This is a genomic window from Bradyrhizobium sp. USDA 223, from assembly GCF_044909005.1.
In the GTDB taxonomy this organism is placed as follows: Bacteria; Pseudomonadota; Alphaproteobacteria; order Rhizobiales; family Xanthobacteraceae; genus Bradyrhizobium; species Bradyrhizobium yuanmingense.
Genome location: NZ_JBIYDR010000001.1, coordinates 63,206 through 80,929, shown reverse-complemented (window position 1 = coordinate 80,929; position 17,724 = coordinate 63,206). Strand labels below are relative to the sequence as shown.

The 17,724-nt window shown below is 57.7% G+C and carries 12 protein-coding genes and 1 pseudogene; 4 read left to right on the top strand and 9 right to left on the bottom strand.

What is annotated here, in order from left to right:
* Positions 1-84 precede the first annotated feature (84 nt).
* The 7 genes and pseudogenes from ABIA40_RS00360 to ABIA40_RS00330 all read right to left on the bottom strand — a co-directional run bounded on the left by ABIA40_RS00360 (position 85) and on the right by ABIA40_RS00330 (position 7,414).
* Positions 85-375: a HypC/HybG/HupF family hydrogenase formation chaperone gene (locus ABIA40_RS00360; protein ID WP_035999129.1), complete on the bottom strand. Its 291-nt coding sequence runs from the start codon at positions 373-375 to the stop codon at positions 85-87.
* Between the two features lie 16 nt (positions 376-391).
* The gene (locus ABIA40_RS00355; protein WP_404538105.1) at positions 392-976 is read right to left on the bottom strand and encodes a HyaD/HybD family hydrogenase maturation endopeptidase; all 585 of its coding nucleotides are present in this window, start codon (positions 974-976) and stop codon (positions 392-394) included.
* Positions 977-987: 11 nt separating this feature from the next.
* Entirely contained in the window at positions 988-1,704 is a 717-nt protein-coding gene (gene cybH / locus ABIA40_RS00350) for a Ni/Fe-hydrogenase, b-type cytochrome subunit (protein WP_035999123.1), read from the bottom strand.
* A 4-nt stretch (positions 1,705-1,708) separates the two neighbouring features.
* Positions 1,709-3,499, bottom strand: a complete 1,791-nt coding sequence (locus tag ABIA40_RS00345) for a nickel-dependent hydrogenase large subunit (protein ID WP_225173801.1) — start codon at positions 3,497-3,499, stop codon at positions 1,709-1,711.
* Between the two features lie 12 nt (positions 3,500-3,511).
* Positions 3,512-4,612, bottom strand: coding sequence for a hydrogenase small subunit (locus ABIA40_RS00340; RefSeq protein ID WP_035999169.1), 1,101 nt, complete (start codon positions 4,610-4,612; stop codon positions 3,512-3,514).
* Between the two features lie 789 nt (positions 4,613-5,401).
* Positions 5,402-6,651 (bottom strand): annotated as a pseudogene (locus ABIA40_RS00335) (serine hydrolase domain-containing protein).
* Between the two features lie 82 nt (positions 6,652-6,733).
* Positions 6,734-7,414 (bottom strand): molybdate ABC transporter permease subunit, encoded by a 681-nt coding sequence (locus ABIA40_RS00330; protein WP_404546112.1) that lies wholly within the window; start codon positions 7,412-7,414, stop codon positions 6,734-6,736.
* A 1,083-nt stretch (positions 7,415-8,497) separates the two neighbouring features.
* Between ABIA40_RS00330 and dctA the strand changes: the two genes are divergently transcribed.
* The 4 genes from dctA (at position 8,498) to ABIA40_RS00310 (ending at position 14,370) form a co-directional block, all read left to right on the top strand.
* On the top strand, positions 8,498-9,820 hold the full coding sequence (gene dctA, locus ABIA40_RS00325) for a C4-dicarboxylate transporter DctA (RefSeq protein WP_225124680.1): 1,323 nt from the start codon (positions 8,498-8,500) through the stop codon (positions 9,818-9,820).
* Between the two features lie 723 nt (positions 9,821-10,543).
* Positions 10,544-13,216 (top strand): PAS domain S-box protein, encoded by a 2,673-nt coding sequence (locus tag ABIA40_RS00320; RefSeq protein WP_404538101.1) that lies wholly within the window; start codon positions 10,544-10,546, stop codon positions 13,214-13,216.
* A complete protein-coding gene (locus tag ABIA40_RS00315) occupies positions 13,213-13,896 on the top strand; it encodes a response regulator transcription factor (protein ID WP_035999112.1) in 684 nt (227 codons plus the stop codon). The genes ABIA40_RS00320 and ABIA40_RS00315 overlap by 4 nt, the downstream gene beginning before the upstream one ends.
* 87 nt (positions 13,897-13,983) lie before the next feature.
* Entirely contained in the window at positions 13,984-14,370 is a 387-nt protein-coding gene (locus tag ABIA40_RS00310; RefSeq protein ID WP_035999163.1) for a response regulator transcription factor, read from the top strand.
* Positions 14,371-14,418: 48 nt separating this feature from the next.
* Here ABIA40_RS00310 and ABIA40_RS00305 read toward each other — a convergent pair.
* Together ABIA40_RS00305 and ABIA40_RS00300 are read right to left on the bottom strand one after the other, a co-directional pair.
* Positions 14,419-15,608, bottom strand: a protein-coding gene (locus tag ABIA40_RS00305) for an IS3 family transposase (RefSeq protein ID WP_225174769.1) whose coding sequence is annotated in 2 segments (ribosomal slippage) — positions 14,419-15,359 and positions 15,359-15,608 — 1,191 coding nt in all. Because the reading frame shifts where the segments join, the coding sequence is not laid out codon by codon here.
* 908 nt (positions 15,609-16,516) lie between these two features.
* The gene (locus ABIA40_RS00300; protein ID WP_225124683.1) at positions 16,517-17,341 is read right to left on the bottom strand and encodes an Effector protein NopP; all 825 of its coding nucleotides are present in this window, start codon (positions 17,339-17,341) and stop codon (positions 16,517-16,519) included.
* Positions 17,342-17,724 lie beyond the last annotated feature (383 nt).

Sequence of the window (17,724 nt, the reverse complement as noted above, 5' to 3'; positions counted from 1 at the left end):
GCCTGATATTTTCCAGGCAAACGTTACGTGCGATTGGAATTCGAACTGTGAGATCCCTTCAGGCGGCGCAAGCGAGCGGAACGGCTAGCGTAAGTGCTCCGGCAATTGTGGCTCGTGACCGATCAAGTCCGCAAAGAATCGATCGATGTCCTGGCCGTTGAGGCTGGCCTCAAGCCCGACAAGGGCTTCCGAGATCAGTCTTGCTTCATTGTCGTCCAAAACCCGCACCGCGCTGTCGATATGAACGAGCACCTTGGCGCCGACCGGTACATCGGCGAGCAGCATGACCGAGACGCGCCGCTGTTCATTGCCATACTCGCACAGCGCCGTGATACCGTCGGTCTCGGCAATCGTCATTGGCAGGCCAAGGCACATTGTCAGTCGCAGGCCGCTAGACGGGCTGCGCCCTCATCTCATAATTCGCATGGTCGATGCTGTTCGCCAACAGCCGTTCTGATGCAGGCAGCGGCGCTCCCCGCGGTTTTGCCGGCGAGCCCCACTGCGCTAGGAGCTGACAAGCCAGTTCAATCGCAGGCGCAATCTGAAAGCGCACCGGCGCGGTCAGAGGACCGCCCCAAGTCTCCAGGTCCAATGGCTGACAGCCGATGAGAGCGAGCTCTCGCGGGCGGCGGCCAAGAAAATCGGCCGCGCTCAAGACCTCCTGAAAACCGGTCTGATGCAGGCTCACTTTCTTGGCACCAGTAAACTTTGGCACTTCGCCATCTCGTACCAGCTCCAACTGCCCGGGCGGCAATCCATAGTCGATGGCATCGAACACGACCAGGCAATCGGCCTGTTCAAGAAAACTGACGAGGTAGAGTCCCTGGGTACCGCCATCGAGGACGGTGACATTATTATCGACGGCGTAGCGGCTATGAAACTCTTCGACCACTCGCACGCCGAAGCCCTCATCGGCCCACAGGATATTGCCGATGCCGAGCACGAGGATCCGTTTTTTGTCTTTCGGGTTGAGCATTCGCTTCCCGGTCAATCGCCAAACCCGCGCTCAGCCGATCTTTTGGAAAAGAAGCTGCGCCGCGATATGATGTATTCCCGGATCACCGCGTAGATGTGGACCAGCGCGAACATCACGATGACCCACAGGCCGAGATGATGCAAGGTGTGGACGTCCTGACTGTTCGGCCAGATTGAAAACACCCAGCCGAACACCTTGTACTGCCAGCTGTCAGTACCGGCACCTTGCCCATAAAGTGCAAACCCAGTGACGACCATGAACGTGATCGTCTGTGTAAACATGAAGAACATTGCGAGCTGAGCAAGGCGATCGTGCCCGGGGCGCCTGTCAGGATCCCCTGTAAGGAACGCATACCAGAGTATCTCCTGATACACCTCCCGCCAGAAGCACCCGCGCCAGAGCGGCACGCAAAAGATCTGGACGGCATGCGCATTTCCCATCAAGGCCCAGTAGATGCGCAGAAGAAAGCCAACGCTGGCCACATATCCCGCCGAGAAATGGGCAAAGCGGATATAGCCGAACAGGAAATTGCCGCTTGCCTCTCCCTTCATCGCTGGTGTGCCGGTCCCAATAAGGTAGCCGGTTAAACTTAGTACCAGAATGGCCGCCGCGTTAGCCCAATGCCACAGTCGCACCGGCGCATAAACGTAGGCGACGCCACCGCCAATGCTACGATCAGTCGGTGCAGCATCGTCGGCGGCGAGGAGCTTCCGAGCCCTATTCAGCATGGACCTAACGCACTTTGACTGAAGCCATTTCTTGGCCCTCAGGACTCATCACGTGGGTCGAGCAAGCCAAGCACGGGTCAAAGGAATGGATGGTGCGCAAGATCTCCAGGGGCCGCTGCGGATCGGCCATCGGGGTACCGATTAGCGAAGCTTCAAAAGCGCCAATATTGCCTTTGGAATCCCGAGGAGATCCGTTCCACGTCGTCGGAACGACACATTGATAATTGTCGATCTTAGCGTCCTTGATCTTGATCCAGTGGCCGAGTGCACCGCGAGGCGCCTCAGTGAACCCGTAACCCTTGGCCTCCTTACGCCAGCTTTCCGGGTCCCACCTGCTAACGTCGGCAGTTGCCGTATTGCCTGACCTGAGCTGGACTACGAGCTTATCCTGAAAATAACGCATCTGATGCGCCGCCCACTGGCATTCGAGCGCCCGCGCCGCTGTACGGCCAAGCGTCGAGAACAGCGCAGTCAGAGGGAGATTGAGCCCCTTCAGCAGTCTCTCGGCGGGATCCTTGAACTCGGCTTTGCCTTGCGCATAACCAATGATGTATCGCGCCAACGGCCCGACCTCGACGGCGTGGCCGCGCCAGCGCGGCGCTTTGATCCAGGAATACTTGCTGCCTTCGTCGAGTTCCTTGATATCTGTCTTGCTGCCCTTGAATTCTGGCCCAAGTTCAAAGCTCGGCTCGGTGATGCCGTCCCAGGGATGCAGCCCACCGCAATCGCTGGGGTATTTATACCATGAATGCGCGACGAATTCCTGGATCTGCTCGGGATCGCCATGGTCGATCGGCAGTATCTCCTTGAGATTGCCATTAAGAATGACCCCGCGCGGCAGCTTGAGACTTTTCGCAGAGCAGTCATTGGCGTTTTCGGGGATGTCGCCATAGGACATCACGCTTTTGCTCGAAAGACCACCGCCGTGGAGCCAGTCCTTATAGAACGAGCAGATTGCAGCAATGTCGGGTAGATAGACCTGCTCGACAAACTCGATCGAGCGGGCGACGATCGAGGACACGATATTCAGTCGTTCCATATTGATCGCGCCCACCGCACCGATTCCGTCGATGTTGATCGCGCAGGGTACGCCGCCGACCAGCCAGTTCGGATGCGGGTTCTTGCCACCATAGATAGCTTGGATCTTGACGATCTCCTTCTGGAAGTCGAGCGCTTCCATATAATGAGCTACCGCCATCAGGTTTGCTTCCGGTGGTAGCTTGTAGGCCGGATGCCCCCAATAGCCATTCTTGAACGGACCGAGTTGCCCTGACCCGAAGAATTTGTTGAGCCGGATCTGAAAATCTCTGAAATAGCCGGGGGATGACAGCGGCCAGGGCGAGATAGACTGCGCCAGTGCGGAGGTCGACTTGGGATCGGCGTTGAGCGCGGAAACCACGTCGACCCAATCCAACGCATGCAAGTGATAGAAATGTACGAGGTGATCATGCACGAGCAAGCACAACTGCATGATGTTACGGATCGAATTGGCATTCTCCGGAATCGTAATTCCTAGTGCATTTTCAACCGCGCGTACGGAGGCGAGCGCATGGGTGCCGGTGCAGACCCCGCAGATCCGCTCGGTGAACGCCCAGGCGTCGCGCGGATCGCGCCCGCGCAGGATGACTTCGATGCCACGCCACATCGTCCCGCTTGAGACCGCATTGCGGATTACATTGTCGGAATCGAGATTGGCTTCGACGCGCAGGTGGCCTTCGATCCGCGTCAGCGGATCGATGACGATTCGCCTGCCGGAACGATCGAGACTGAACCCATTCGGCGTCTGGACGGCCACCGTCGTGTCTCCTCAACTCGGTTTGCCTTTATCGGCCGCGCGATCCGGGTTGTGAGTCCACCGATTCACGGCGGTGACCGCCGCATGGGCAGCGACGGTTAGCCCGACCACGCCGGCAGCGGCCATGCCGATCTTGTCGGCGTTCTCCTCAATGCCGAACTGCTTGATGGTTGTAAGTCGGTCGTAAAATGACCCTTTGTCCCAGAAGCCGTCCTCGGAACAGCCGAGGCAGCCGTGGCCGGATTGAATGGGAAATGAAACGCCGCCGTTCCACCGAACGGCCGAACAGGCATTGTAGGTGGTTGGCCCCTTGCAGCCCATCTTGTACAGGCAATAGCCCTTGCGGGCGTACGTATCGTCCCACGCTTCGACGAATTGGCCAGCGTCGAAATGGGAACGCCGATAGCACTTGTCGTGAATGCGCTCGGAATAAAACATACTCGGACGTCCTTGGCGATCGAGCTCTGGAAGCTTTCCGAATGTGATGATGAAAGTCACGAGACCACTCATGATCTCTGCGATAGGAGGGCACCCGGGCACCTTGATGATGGGCTTGTTGGTGAGCACCTTATCGATTGGCGCCGCGCCAGTCGGATTGGGCTTGGCCGCTTGCACGCATCCCCAGGACGCACACGTGCCCCAAGCGATAACCGCCATGGCCTCTTCCGCCATCGACCTGAGCTTTTCAACGAACGGTTTGCCGCCGTCAATGCAGAACATGCCACCCTCCTTCAACGGTGGATTGCCTTCGACTGCGAGCACATACCTGCCTTTGTACTTGGCACGAGTTTCTTCCAGGATGGCCTCAGCCTGGTGTCCAGCCGCCGCCATGATCGTATCGTCGTAGTCGAGCGAAATCATCGACAGCAGCGCGTCTTTGATCAAGGGATGGCCCGAGCGGATAAAGCTTTCCGAGCAACAGGTACACTCGAGCCCGTGCAACCAGATGACGGGCACACGCGGCTTGGTTTCCAGGGCCTGGGCAATACTGCTTGCGGTGAGCGAACCAAGTCCCAAGCTCGCGGCCGTCACACTACAGAATTTGTGGAAACTACGGCGCGTGATACCCTGACGTCTGATCACGCTGTAGAACGTTTCCGTTGCATCAGCCATGAAACCTTCCAAGTGAGTAGTCGTGGCCGTTACGAATTGCTGGCGGTTTAGCAAGAACCAGGCCAGCGAAGCGAAACCCTTAAGACATCAAGCGACCGCTGAGATTTGCGAAATTGTGAACCTGGCCACCTGCCAGTAGCTTTGCCATGGATCTGTCATGCTAATGGTTCAGTTGCGGAGATGTGAGCACTTGAACAAATCAGCATGAAGATTCACCACTGCACGGAGACTAACCTACAATCGCGACACTCGTCAGCCCGATTGTCGAATAGAATTGGTGCAGTTGACGGTCACCGCAATGCGCGCTCCCAATCAGGCTTGCCGATTTCTGACCAACGAGGCGCTCAAGCTCTCATGATCGCGACTGCAGCCGTCCAAAAGCGGCCGTCGAGCGAGGAAGAGACGCCGCAATGGACCGAGCCGAGATGCGCGCCGCTGACGTTGCTTTGGGGGCTGGGTCGACTCGATCTGACTTTGGTAAAAGCGCCTCCTCGCACGTCATCGCTACGGCGCTGTGGGCAAGAGACGCGACGTTTAAAGTTATTATCTAGGAGCGTTCATCGCACAAGCCAATCGATGGCACGGCGCGACGTCTTGGCGCATCGCGACACCCACCCACTTGCAGGAGCTTCTTCGCGATAGCGGAGGCGATCGTGTCTTGAAGCATTGGTGCGATCCATCCGACGCGGATAGAAGGCAACGGCCCCTACATTCAGTCGACATCGATCCGTATTAGCAACACTGTCTGCTACCCAAAACGGATCATCGAACCTTTCGGGGGAAAGTGGATCATCGGATTATCGCGGCATAGACGATATATTGGACTTGTTCGCGGTAGTACTCCCCGGGCGCCGCGGTTCCGACCACCGCGATCAGACGCTCTTTTGGGTCGCAGAACAATTGTGTGCCGTAGGCCCCGGTCTAGGTGAACTCTCCTGGATTGCCTGGAACCGCCGAAAGCCCCCCGGCTAGCCGTACAGCCACTCCAAGCCCGAAGCCGAGGCCGGCACGGTGCGCTTCCACATTGGCGACTTTATTTTTGATCCCTGGCCCGAGGTGGTTGGAAATCATGTGGCGCACCGTCCTCGGACCAAGAATCCGCTGCCGATCGAGCTCCCCGCCGTTGAGCAGCATTTGTCCAAAGCGCACGTAGTCACCGACTGTCGCAAATGCGCATGCTCCCCCGCAGTCAAACTTCGTCTGGCTTTCGAGGAGTTCGATGTCTTGTGGCTTTCCCGTCAGGGGGTCCTCCGAAAATGGAACGCGCGAGGCGCTCGCGTTGCCATTCCGACAAATGGAAAGTGGCATCTTGCATTTTGATCGGCTTCCATAGATTGCGGGTGAGATAGCCGCCCAATCGCTGTTCGCTGACCTGTTCAATGACAGCTCCCAGCACATCGGCCGAGAAGCCGTATTCGAATTCCGTCCCCGGTTGGTGCGCTAGCGGCAGCTTGGTAATCGCTTCGATGAAAGTCTGCTTATCGCCCCTTCGGGGCGGGTCGGCGAAACCGGGATAGAGACGCGCCACTTGGTCTGAGCTGTCGGGCGCACCGTAGGTGAGTCCGGATGTGTGGCGATAAAGATCGTGGATGTAGATCGCAGAACTCTGCGTTTGACATTTCAATGAGCCGTCATGCTGTGGCACTGCCACCTTCATGTTTTCAAATTCCGGGTAGTAATCCGTAAGCTTGGCGTGTAGAGGAAGGCGACCTTCCTCCATAAGGATGAGCCCAGCAACGGCCACCATCGGTTTGGTCATAGAAGCAAGCGCGAAGATCGCATCGAGCCGCATGGGCTTCCTTTTACGGGGTCGAGTTGGCCGTACGCTTTGTAGTGAATCAGCTCGCCGTCTCTCGCGATTGCAATCACCGCGCCCGGCACGCGTTTGCTGCAATCTCGCCAGCGAAGAACTCGTCTAGCTTGGCAAGGCGCTGCTGAGAAACGCCGACCTCATCGGCCGCCGCTTCGGGCAGAGGCGCGGAGTGCACCGAATTGAGAGCGAATCCAGCGGCTGCCGTGGCGATAGCAAGCTTGTTCATTGTACCCTCGGAAGGATGGATGGGCCCAGTTTGCAAGACTGCCGCCCGCATTATCGGATGTCGGGCGGCAGTCCTAAGACGATTAGGTGCCCCTCCTGGCACCGTGTCTGTCGATGAGCGCCAAAGTGAAGATTGTCGCAAAGGCGAACATCACCATACCACCAGCAACCACACTTGCCTCACGCCAGCGCGACGCTTGGACGTAGTCTACGACGTAGGCCGACAACACCTTGGTGCGCCCAGGAATATTGCCGCCGATCATCATCACGACGCCGAATGTGCCGATCGTATGAGAAAAGCCAACCACGGCGGCTTTAACAAATTCCAATCGCGCCAGTGGCGCGGTGATGGCGATGAAGGCATACAACGGCGAAACGCGCCCGGTCGTCTCCAAGGGGAAATCGCCTATCGCAACAAAGGCGTTACGGATCGGCTGCACGACCAACGGCAGCGCCGAGAGGACCGATCCGTCCACGATTCCGGCGAAAGTAAAGGCCAGCGTGCGCTCCCCCCAGAAAGAGGCGAGAACGCCACCCGGTCCGTGGGGGCCGAGCAAAACGAGGACGCAAAAGCCGAGAGCCGTTGGCGGCAGCACCAGCGGCAGGGCGATCAACGTGGCCACCGCCTCGCCCGCAAAGGTCTTTGAGCGCGCTAGCCACCAAGCCAGGGGCACACCAATCAAGAGAAGGATCACGGTCGTCAAGCTGGCGAGCTCAATCGTGAGCGCAAGGGATTGCGAAATCTCTGCCCAAACCACATCCATCTGCGTCAGCCCGCCAGGGAGCGCGGGCCGACGTATCCTGACAGTGATGGCCTGCACGTGCGGCTCACGCAGCGCGGTGGCGCGAATCGCCAGTTGGTCGCGCGGCAGCTCGTGGCGGCCGCCAAATTCACGCGCTTCGTTTGTGCGAGCAAGAGCGGCATCGCAAGCCTCATCGACAACTCCTGTGGCAGCTCCGCTTCGGTTCATGCGACGGCGGCAACTTCTCATTTGTCATCAGCAATTCCTGTGCCGGGTGCGAACAGTGGCAGCTCTATGCTCAGCGAGAGAAATTCGCGTGGACGGCGACGTCACTTTGGAGTGGACCTAACACTCTGTTAGGTTTCCAGCACCTTTGTTTCCGAGCAGACAGCGACGGCCCTGCAACGAAGCGTTAGAAATTGTCAGCCGAAGAGATGCCTGTGTGGTTGGTCGACGGCTCGCCGCGCCAGTAGTGGAGCGGACCGCAGGAAGCCCGCCGTTTGGCAGCAACACGAACGGATAGCCGAGAACTCGTTGTAAGCTGCTTCTGCGACGGCGCAAAAGGCGCGAGGGGCCGCGAGCGAAGCCGGCCTCGTGACCGCCCTGGCCAATGCGGATCGTCAGCACAGGCCTGGAGACAAATGGCTTTTACGAACAATCTTGTTTTCCAAGCCGCGCTTCCATCCGGCAAATGCGTGCAATCCAAACTATCGATTTTACCGATGCCACGTGTTGTTGCATCGATCTCAGCACTGTGTGCATATCGATCACGCTAAGGCTCCCAGTCGAGACGTAACTCCGCCAATGTGCGCTACGCTGCAATTATTTTGTTCGACCTTGCGAATGTGGTCCGCGCTCGACTCAGCCAATGCCGCCCAGGCAGACGACTTGTCCACGACTAATCAATCGGCCGCAGTTTAGGCATCTGGTGCGTATCTTGCTTAACGAGAATGGACAACGTAACTACACGCCTGCCTTTGGAAGGACGCGCCGGCTCCCGGAACCGTCTTCAATCGGACACGGCTAAAATGATGAGTCTCGTATGACGCTGCCGCCTCTGAAGCGCGGCGGCTCACATTCGAGTATATTCGGGAAGGAAGCGTCATGACCACCATGGCAACTGCGGCGCCTGTACGCGCGTCGCAAGCTTGGTATAAGATACTCTACGTTCAGGTGCTGATCGCGATCTTTATGGGCGCCGTGGTCGGCTGCCTCTGGCCATCTCTAGCCACCAACGACTGGATTAAGGCTCTCGGTGACGGGTTCATCAAGCTGATCAAGATGGTGATCGCGCCGATTATTTTCTGCACCGTCACATCTGGTATTGCGCATATTCAGGATGCGAAGAAAGTTGGATCCGTCGGCCTCAAGGCGCTGTTCTATTTCGAGATCGTCTCCAGCTTTGCCTTGCTGTTGGGCCTTGTTATGGGCAATCTCGTCCAAATCGGCCATGGCCTTGCGGTCAAGCCGGATGCTGCGGCGGTCGCCAATTACGTCAAGCAGGCGGAAGCTTCGAAGACCGTCGACTTTTTTCTCAACATCATTCCCGATAGCGTGGTCGGCGCCTTCGCTCGCGGGGATGTTCTGCAGGTTCTCCTGTTCGCGATCCTTTTCGGCTTTTCTTTGATGGCTCTGGGAAAGCGTGGGGAGCGGCTGCGCGGCATGATTGACGACGTCGCGCACGCAGTGTTCGGCGTAATCGCTATTGTAATGAAAGCCGCCCCGGTCGGCGCCTTCGGCGCCATGGCGTTCACGGTCGGCAAGTTTGGGCCGGCAGCACTCGGTAATTTGATCGGCCTGATCGCGCTGTTTTACGCAACTGCCGCGCTGTTTGTTGTGGTGGTGCTCGGCCTGATCGCGCGCCTCGTCGGCTTTTCAATTTTCAAGTTCCTCCTCTATATCAAAGGCGAGATTCTGATCGTGCTCGGTACTTCGTCCTCCGAAAGCGCACTGCCGCAATTGATGGAGAAGCTCGAGCGGCTGGGCTGCTCCAAGACGGTCGTCGGACTGGTGGTGCCAACTGGCTATTCCTTCAACCTCGACGGCACCAACATCTATATGACACTTGCAACATTGTTCATTGCCCAGGCACTCGGCGTCGATCTCTCCTTTAACCAGCAGCTGACGATCTTGCTTGTGGCAATGCTAACGTCGAAGGGAGCAAGCGGCGTCACCGGCGCTGGCTTCATCACCCTCGCTGCGACATTGTCGGTGGTAAACCCAGCGCTTGTGCCGGGCATGGCAATCGTGTTTTCGATCGACAAGTTCATGAGCGAGGTGCGTGCCCTGACCAACATCATCGGCAATGGCATCGCGGCCGTGTTCGTATCCTGGTGGGAAGACGAGCTAGAGCACGGAACGCTGCAGGCTCGGCTCAACCAGCCCGCAGTTTCGACCACTATCGACCCTACAAGCACAATGAAGTAGGTCCCCGGATCTTAACCGCCACCAGCCGAACCCGAATTGAATGCAAGATTCACACTTCTTGTACTTCGAATCGGCCAGGCCAAGTTAAGGCAAGCCGGCACTTTCTCGTGCGCTCTCCAGTGCACAGCTCTTGCTCCCGCGTCGCGGCCAGGCAGCTCCCCCTGAAAAGCACGCGATCAAAGAAGTGCGGGCTTCTTCAGGGCGCCTCTTTGCCGGTCAAGGCTACCGTCCACCTGAATGCGGCGAGTCGCCCACGGCACCGTCGGCTCGGTGTCATGTCGGCGCTCGATCCCACCGAAACCAATTGGAGACGACCTCCGCAGCTAGGCTGATGGCCTAATCGCCAAGTAGCACTCGCGCAACTTGGCCTTCCTGTCTCAACATATGACGGTTGCGCTTTCCTCCGCAGGACCGACTGTGCCGGCGAGATGAGTGGTTCGCCCGCTTATTTCTGCTCGTCAGGCTCGAGCGACTGCCGTAAGGCCATCGTCAAGGGGAGCAAAGCAGACGTTTCAGCTTCGACTGCCGCACGGTCAGCGACCCCTCATCGAAAAGTTTAGGACAACTATACGTACGTTTATGATGCGTTTTTTCCCCGCACGTGCTGAGTTCGGCCGCAGGTGATCAATCTCGGACACGCTCGATCCAAGCGTCGAGGATTGCCCCATTTTTGCCTAGAATGCTATAGCTCTCCCGCCGGAGAACAGGCCGGACGGTCTCAAAATGTCTATCCAGATCAGCAGTCTTAAACGTTCAGCCCCTCAGTTGACCTTCGGCGGTATAACGCTAGCCGCTGTTACATTGAGTTGCGTATACCTTAATGCCCATTTCGCCGCGACGGCGTTCGCCTATTTGTTAGTAGTCTTGCTATTCTCGTTGATGGGCAGCTTCATCGCGTCATCCGCGCTTTGCATCATGGCAATCGCTGCTCTCGCATACTACTTTGCGCCGCCCGCGTTCAGCCTACAAATCGATGACCCCCGCGATCTTCCAGTGGTTGCCGCATTCTTTATTGTCTCGATCGTAGGAACGTACTTGATCGGAAAGCTCCGCCAGGAAAGAGAGGCTGCGCATGTGGCTGCGGTCAAGCTTCAGCGGAGTGCGGCGGATTTGGAGGATCGTGAAAAACGGTGGCGAGCAATCTTCGAGCACAATCCGGCCATGTACTTCATGGTCGATGAAGCCGGCACTATCCTTAACGTCAATACATTCGGCGCGACCCAACTCGGCTATGCTCCTGCAGAACTGATCGGCCACTCCGTGCTCTGCATATTTCTTGAGGAGGATCGCGCATTCGTTCACAAATGCATTCGGGCGTGCCTTGAGGATATTGGACAATCGCGCACGTGGGACGTCCAGAAAGTCAGGAAGGACGGCTCCGTATTGTGGGTACGTGAAAACGCCAAGGCCATGCTTTGGGCCGACGACCGGCCCATTGTCCTTATCGCCTGCGAAGATGTCACGGAGCGAAAGCAGACCGAACTTGCCCTGCAGCGGAGCGAAGCGCATTTGGCTCAAGCTCAGGAGTTGAGTCATACAGGCAGCTTCAGCTGGAACGCCACCTCCGGCGAGGCGTTCTGGTCAAAGGAGACATTTCGGATTTTCCAATTAGATCCTCAAACGACTCCCTCGCCGCAGCTTGTCGTTGATCGCACTCACCCAGATGATCGGGCTTCGGTTAAACAGGTTATCGATGGAGCGATGCGGGATTTGAGCGATTTCGAGCACGAGTATCGATTGCTGCTACCAGACGGCTCTGTGAAGCACATCCATGCGAAGGCACGACTCACGAGAACCGCTTCTGGTGAAATCGAGTTTGTCGGGGCAGCTACCGATATTACAGCAGCGAGGAGAGCAGAACAGCAGTTGCGTCGCAGTGAGGCCTATCTGGCCGAGGCCCAGCATCTCACCCACACAGGCAGCTGGTCCTGGGACGTCCATGGTCTAGATTTCGTGTATCGCTCCGCGGAAGTTGATCGACTGTTTGGCTTTAACCCACAAGAGCCGGTATCGATAGAGACCATTCGCTCGCGCATCCATCCGGAAGACTTGCCGCGGTTACAGGAGGTGCAGCGCCAGGCGAGAGAAAAGGAGCAGGAGCGGTTCGAATATGACTTCCGTGTTCTTCTGCCAGATGGCGGGATAAGGCGCATACACTCCGTTGCGCATGTTGTCGTCGCTAGCGATGGTAAGGTCAGCGAGCTGATTGGAACACATATGGATGTCACCGATCAACACGCAGCTAGGGAACGCCTGGAAAACACACTTGTCGCGCTGCGCGAAAGCGAACAGCGCTTTCGCGACTACGCCGAAACAGCTTCCGACTGGCTCTGGGAGACCGGTCCAGATCATCGGGTCACTCGCTTATCCGAGCACACCAGCACTGCAGGAATTTTGGCCACAGGATTGATAGACCTGCCTCGCTGGGAGATTGCGTGCGACGTCGAAGACGAGCCCGAAAAGTGGCGGCAACATCGGGCGACGTTGCAGGCGCATCAGCCGTTTCGGGATCTCGTCTACCGCACAGTGAATAGGATGGGATCTCCGATCTACGTCCGCTCGAGTGGCAAACCTTTCTTCGACGGAAACGGCAATTTTCTGGGCTACCGTGGCGTCAGCACTGACATCACAGCCATTATTCGCGCCGATCAGGCCGAACAAGACCTGCGAAAGGCACAGGCGGAGCTTGCCCATGTGACGCGTGTAACGACGTTAGGAGAACTGACAACCTCCATCGCCCACGAGATAAACCAGCCACTCGCCGCTATTCTCACGAACGCCGATGCGTGCCTCGGATGGATGGCTCGCGAAGCTCCTGATCTTGCCGAAGCGCGCTCTTCAGTGGAATGGATCATCGAAGACGCGATCCGGGCAAGCGAGGTGATCCGTAGTGTTCGCGCACTCGCGAAGAAAGGCGAGATTGAGATGGTGCCGCTAGACATTAATGATGTCGTCAGGGACGTCATTGCGCTGGTAACACGAGAGCTGGTGAGCCACCGGGTGACGTTGCGAACCGAGTTGACGGCCGTGCTGCCTAGGATCCTCGGTGATCGAATTCAGCTACAACAGGTGATCATCAATCTGGTGATGAACGGAATCGAGGCGATGGACGCAATTACAGACCGGCCGCGCGAACTTCTGATTCAATCATCCAAGGACGATCTGGGGCGCGTGCAGCTTGCCGTAGCCGATTGCGGCGTCGGGATCGCTGAGAAGGACGCTGACCACGTCTTGGATCCCTTCTTCACCACCAAGTCGAGCGGCCTTGGAATGGGACTTTCGATCTGCCGTTCTATCGTGGAAGCTCACGGAGGGCGGCTATCGTTTCTTCAGAAAGATGAACCGGGCGCGACCTTCCAGTTTGTCCTGCCCGTGCATAAGGAGGCCATCCAGTGACAGTACCATTTGACTCGCCAGGTCAGGGTAGCAGTGCCGAGGCCTCGAGGAAGGCGATCGTCTTTGTCGTAGAAGATGACATCTCCGTGCGCCGCTCGCTTATTAACCTCTTTAAACAGGTAGGATTGGAGGTCGTTGCGTTCGGATCGGCCCGGGAAATGCTGCAGAGCACAATTCCGGACGTCCCAAGCTGCCTAGTTCTTGATGTCCGGCTGCCAGGCCTGAGCGGCCTTGACTACCAGACCGAGCTGGCCAGGTTGAACATACACATCCCGATCATTTTCATCACCGGTCATGGCGACATTCCCATGACCGTCAGGGCCATGAAGGGAGGTGCGGTCGATTTTCTCAGCAAGCCCTTCCGCGATCAGGAACTGCTTGATGCCGTGGTTGCGGCGACCGAACGCGATCGCAAAAGACGGGAAGCTCAGCGAACCGTCGCGAACCTGCAGTCTTTATTTGAGACCTTAAGCCCGCGAGAGCAGGGGGTGATGAAACTGGTCACGGCCGGCCTGATGAACAAGCAGGTAGCCGCCGAACTTGGGCTCGCCGAGATTACCGTCAAGATCTACCGGGGTCACGTAATGAAAAAGATGCGTGCCCGTTCGCTCGCCGAGCTGATCAGAATGAGCGAGACGCTGGGGCTTCGTGCAAATCGTCCTGAACAAACGCAAGTATGATTTTACAGCTTCATCTCTCCAGCCCATCTTTCGCCGAAGGTGGCTAGTGCTTTGGCAGCCGCTATTCCCGCGCCAGGAGGGCTCATCTTGTCCACGCCTTTGATTTCCGTCGTTGACGACGACGCCTCAGTCCGTGCGGCGACAGGGAACCTCTTAAAATCGCGTGGCTACCTCGTGCAGATATTTGCTTCGGCCGAGGCGCTCCTGCAGTCGCCGCAATTGAACGAGATATCCTGTGTCATTACCGATGTGCAGATGTCGACGATGAGCGGGCTGGAGCTGCTGGAACAGATGCGGACGCGTGGTTACGAAGCACCTTTCATTTTCATTACCGCTTTTCCCAGCGAGCGTGTGCGCACGTCAGCCCTGGACGCGGGAGCAATTGGCTTCCTCGCCAAACCATTTGGCGGACAAGAGTTACTTAAGTGCCTCGACAGCGCACTGAAGGCACCTGGCGCCCGGGGCGATATCTGATTCCAACCTGCAGCTTGAGTTCATGTCCGATGACCTTGCCCCCAGATTTTATCCAGTTCTGAGTTCGCTCAAGCCATTGGATTTGCCCAGTTGGGCGGTGGTAGCGACGGGAGCTGGCGCGGAGCCATCGGCATAGCGCAGCGCCAGATCCCGGCGCGGGTGGCAGGTAAAGGCGAACTCGGAGGGTGTCTTCCATCCGAGCTGTGAGTGCGGTCGTGTGTAGTTATAATCGGCGCGCCAGCATCCGAGCGCGACGCGGGTTTGAGCCAGCGACGTGAACAGCGTCTCGTTCAGCAATTCATCCCGGAGCCGACCGTTGAAGCTTTCGATGAAGCCATTCTGCATGGGTTTGCCCGGAGCGATATAATGCCAGGCGACGCGGCTCCGATCGGCCCAGGTCAGGATGGCGTTGCTGGTAAGTTCGGTGCCGTTGTCGCTGACCACCATCTTTGGCTTGCCGCGCTCCATGACCAGCCGATCCAACTCCCGCGCCACCCGGGCCCCGGAGAGCGAGGTATCGGCCACCAGCGCCAAGCACTCGCGGGTACAGTCATCGACCACGGTCAAGATGCGGAAGCGGCGGCCATCCGTGAGCTGATCGGAGACGAAGTCCAGTGACCAGCGGTCGTTCGGTGCCATCGGCACCGTCATCGGCGCCCGAGTCCCGATCGCCCGCTTGCGGCCGGCACGGCGGCGCACCACCAACTTCTCTTCCCGGTACAGCCGGAATAGCTTCTTGTGGTTGATCGCAAAGCCCTCCCGCTTGAGCAGAACATGCAGGCGCCGATAGCCGAAGCGGCGGCGCTCCTGGGCGATCGCCTTCATGCGCTGGCGAACGCCGGCATCATCCGCTCGGGTCGTCCGATATCTCATGGTCATGCGGCAGCAGCCGATGGCTTTACACGCCCGCCGTTCGCTCATCCCGTGGGCATCCACGAGATGCGCGACAGCCTTCCGCTTGGCCGCGGGCGTCACCACTTCTTTCCCAAAAGGTCCTTCAACGCCGCATTGTCCAGCATGGCGTCAGCCAGGAGCCGCTTCAGCTTCGTGTTCTCGTCCTCCAGCGTCCTCAGCCGCTTGGCCTCGGAGACGTCCATCCCGCCGTACTTGGCCTTCCATTTGTAGATGCTGGCGTCGCTCACGCCGTGCTTGCGGCATAGATCGGCGACCGACACCCCGGCCTCGTGCTCCTTCAAGATCCCGATAATCTGCTCTTCCGTAAAGCGGCTACGCTTCATGCTCTGGTCCTCGTCGTGGGCCAGAACGAACTTCAAACTGGATTAAGCCCCGGGGGCAAGGTCACCGATCTAAACGCTCGTGGGCGACAATCACGCCACCTTGCAACGTCTTCGCAGTCCGAACCCGGGCTTACTGTAAATATGCTAGCGGCCAGCAATTTCTTGCCCGTCCACGCTTTACGGATATGGGAGGCTGCAGAACAGACTATCCTGCGAGAGATGCTGGCACGCCAACTCGACTGATTCCACGCCAACGCTCATCGTAACGCTGACCCAGAGCCGTCGTTGCGCTAAAGCACTTCTTAGCTCCATCTGGAGCGAGGCTATATATTCCATTGCAGAGTGCCGAGATGGCCCGGCAAGCACGAGATTGGCTGTGCAGCCCCACGGCGGTGACGATGACAATGGAGCTTCGCTCAGCAGCGGCCCATGTATTGGGTATCCCTCTTCTGGTGAGAGCGTTCTGCACTATGCTCGTGCTCACCGCATCGTTACGTCCGTTGACGCTTGCGGGGCCCGGCTTGTCCGTTGGGCGGCCGCTTCGCTGTACATTGTTGCGACTGACTATCGTCAGGCGCCCACGCCATTATTTCTTCGCAAGCTTCATCTGCGGAAGAGTTGTGGTCCCAGCCGTCCAACGTGCTGGCGCCACACGTGCCGGCCCCTCGGCCGGCCCCGGGGTCACAACAGGTCGTCGCCGCAGGCGAGCATTCTCAGCAATAGGCTTGTACAAGAAGCCCTACTTCCCAGGCGCGACAATCAGCAACTGCTAAGCCAAAGGAGAACTGAGGAGAGAGCATTCTGAGTCAAACGAGGAACTCTGAGCTAAACGCCGACGCCGCCGCAGAGAAGTGCGGAGCAGGCTAGATCGATTTCTTCCACGAGGCCAAATGCCGGTAATTCCATGGTCACATGAAATCATCCTCATAATCGTATGTTGAAGCACTCGCTGGCATCTCGACTTTACGGTCTTGGCTGTCGTCAGCTTTGCGAAGATACCGCGAAGCGGTGCCTTCTCGCTGCCACTTGCCGTCGCCATTCCTCACCCACTTGTCTGACTTCACTGGGTCGAGAACCATGTTATCGGCGTCAACCTCAACGAACCCCATCTTTGCAGCACGGGCTCTTGCCTCCGGATTAGCCGGACGCAAATTCAGCAGTGGCCGTTCACCGGCCATTCCAAGTTGATGCTCGAGCAGAATATCGCCGGCGTTCTCGACAAGCGGATGAACGACCTGGAGATCTACAGTTCCGGTCGTCCCAGGTCGCCCGGGAAACAGCTCCTGCCACTTTTCCACGTCGAAATTCGTCATGCTGTCGCCCCCTTCCATTCGAAGAAGACCGACACTCTTGTTTCCTAATTGATAGCTGAAGTATCGCGCATTTACAGAATCTTGAGTTGTTCCATACTCCTCAGCAACCTCTGCAGTTCGCGCCGCTTTCTGAGAGACGAAGTCCGAATATTCTTGTGGGTTATCGGCGATTTTCCTGATTTCGTCGCTGTGATAGCCCTCTGCTGCTTTTCTGAACGACCTCTTATCGATCTCTACGACAGGCGGGCTTGAATCAAGCCAATAGGGCCGTGCTGCCGAAGACGAAGTGCCGCTGGAGTTTGGCGGGGCTAAGCGCAGTTGCCGAAACGCATCCGCGAAAGTGTCTGCGTCGTTTTGCTCATCAGCCTCGTCAAGGGGAGAGGATGTGAAATAGGACGAGCCATTGATCCGATTATACATGGCAATTGGTACTCCGGTCAGACATGCAGTTTCCACGTCTAGTTCAGGCTTGCTAGGCCATGCGGCGCAGATAGGGACTCGGGCTTACCAAAACCTGACGTGATGCTGCTGGCCGCCCTCACGTTAGCGGACACAGGACCTGCTTCTAATGGAACGGCGGCGCGCTCGCCCATTGCCATTCACTAGGTCGGATGAGAAGCGAGCAGTGCGAGGATCCGCCTCCGTTGGGAACGGTCGATTGACCATTCACCTGCGGACGCCAATCAGATCCTTCCCATAGATCGCGATACTATGCAGAACGGCATTGTAGAGCGCGTGCTTCATGACGACTGCATCGCGACCGTTCAATCCCAGCATACGGCTTGGAGCATCATTAGGCCAAC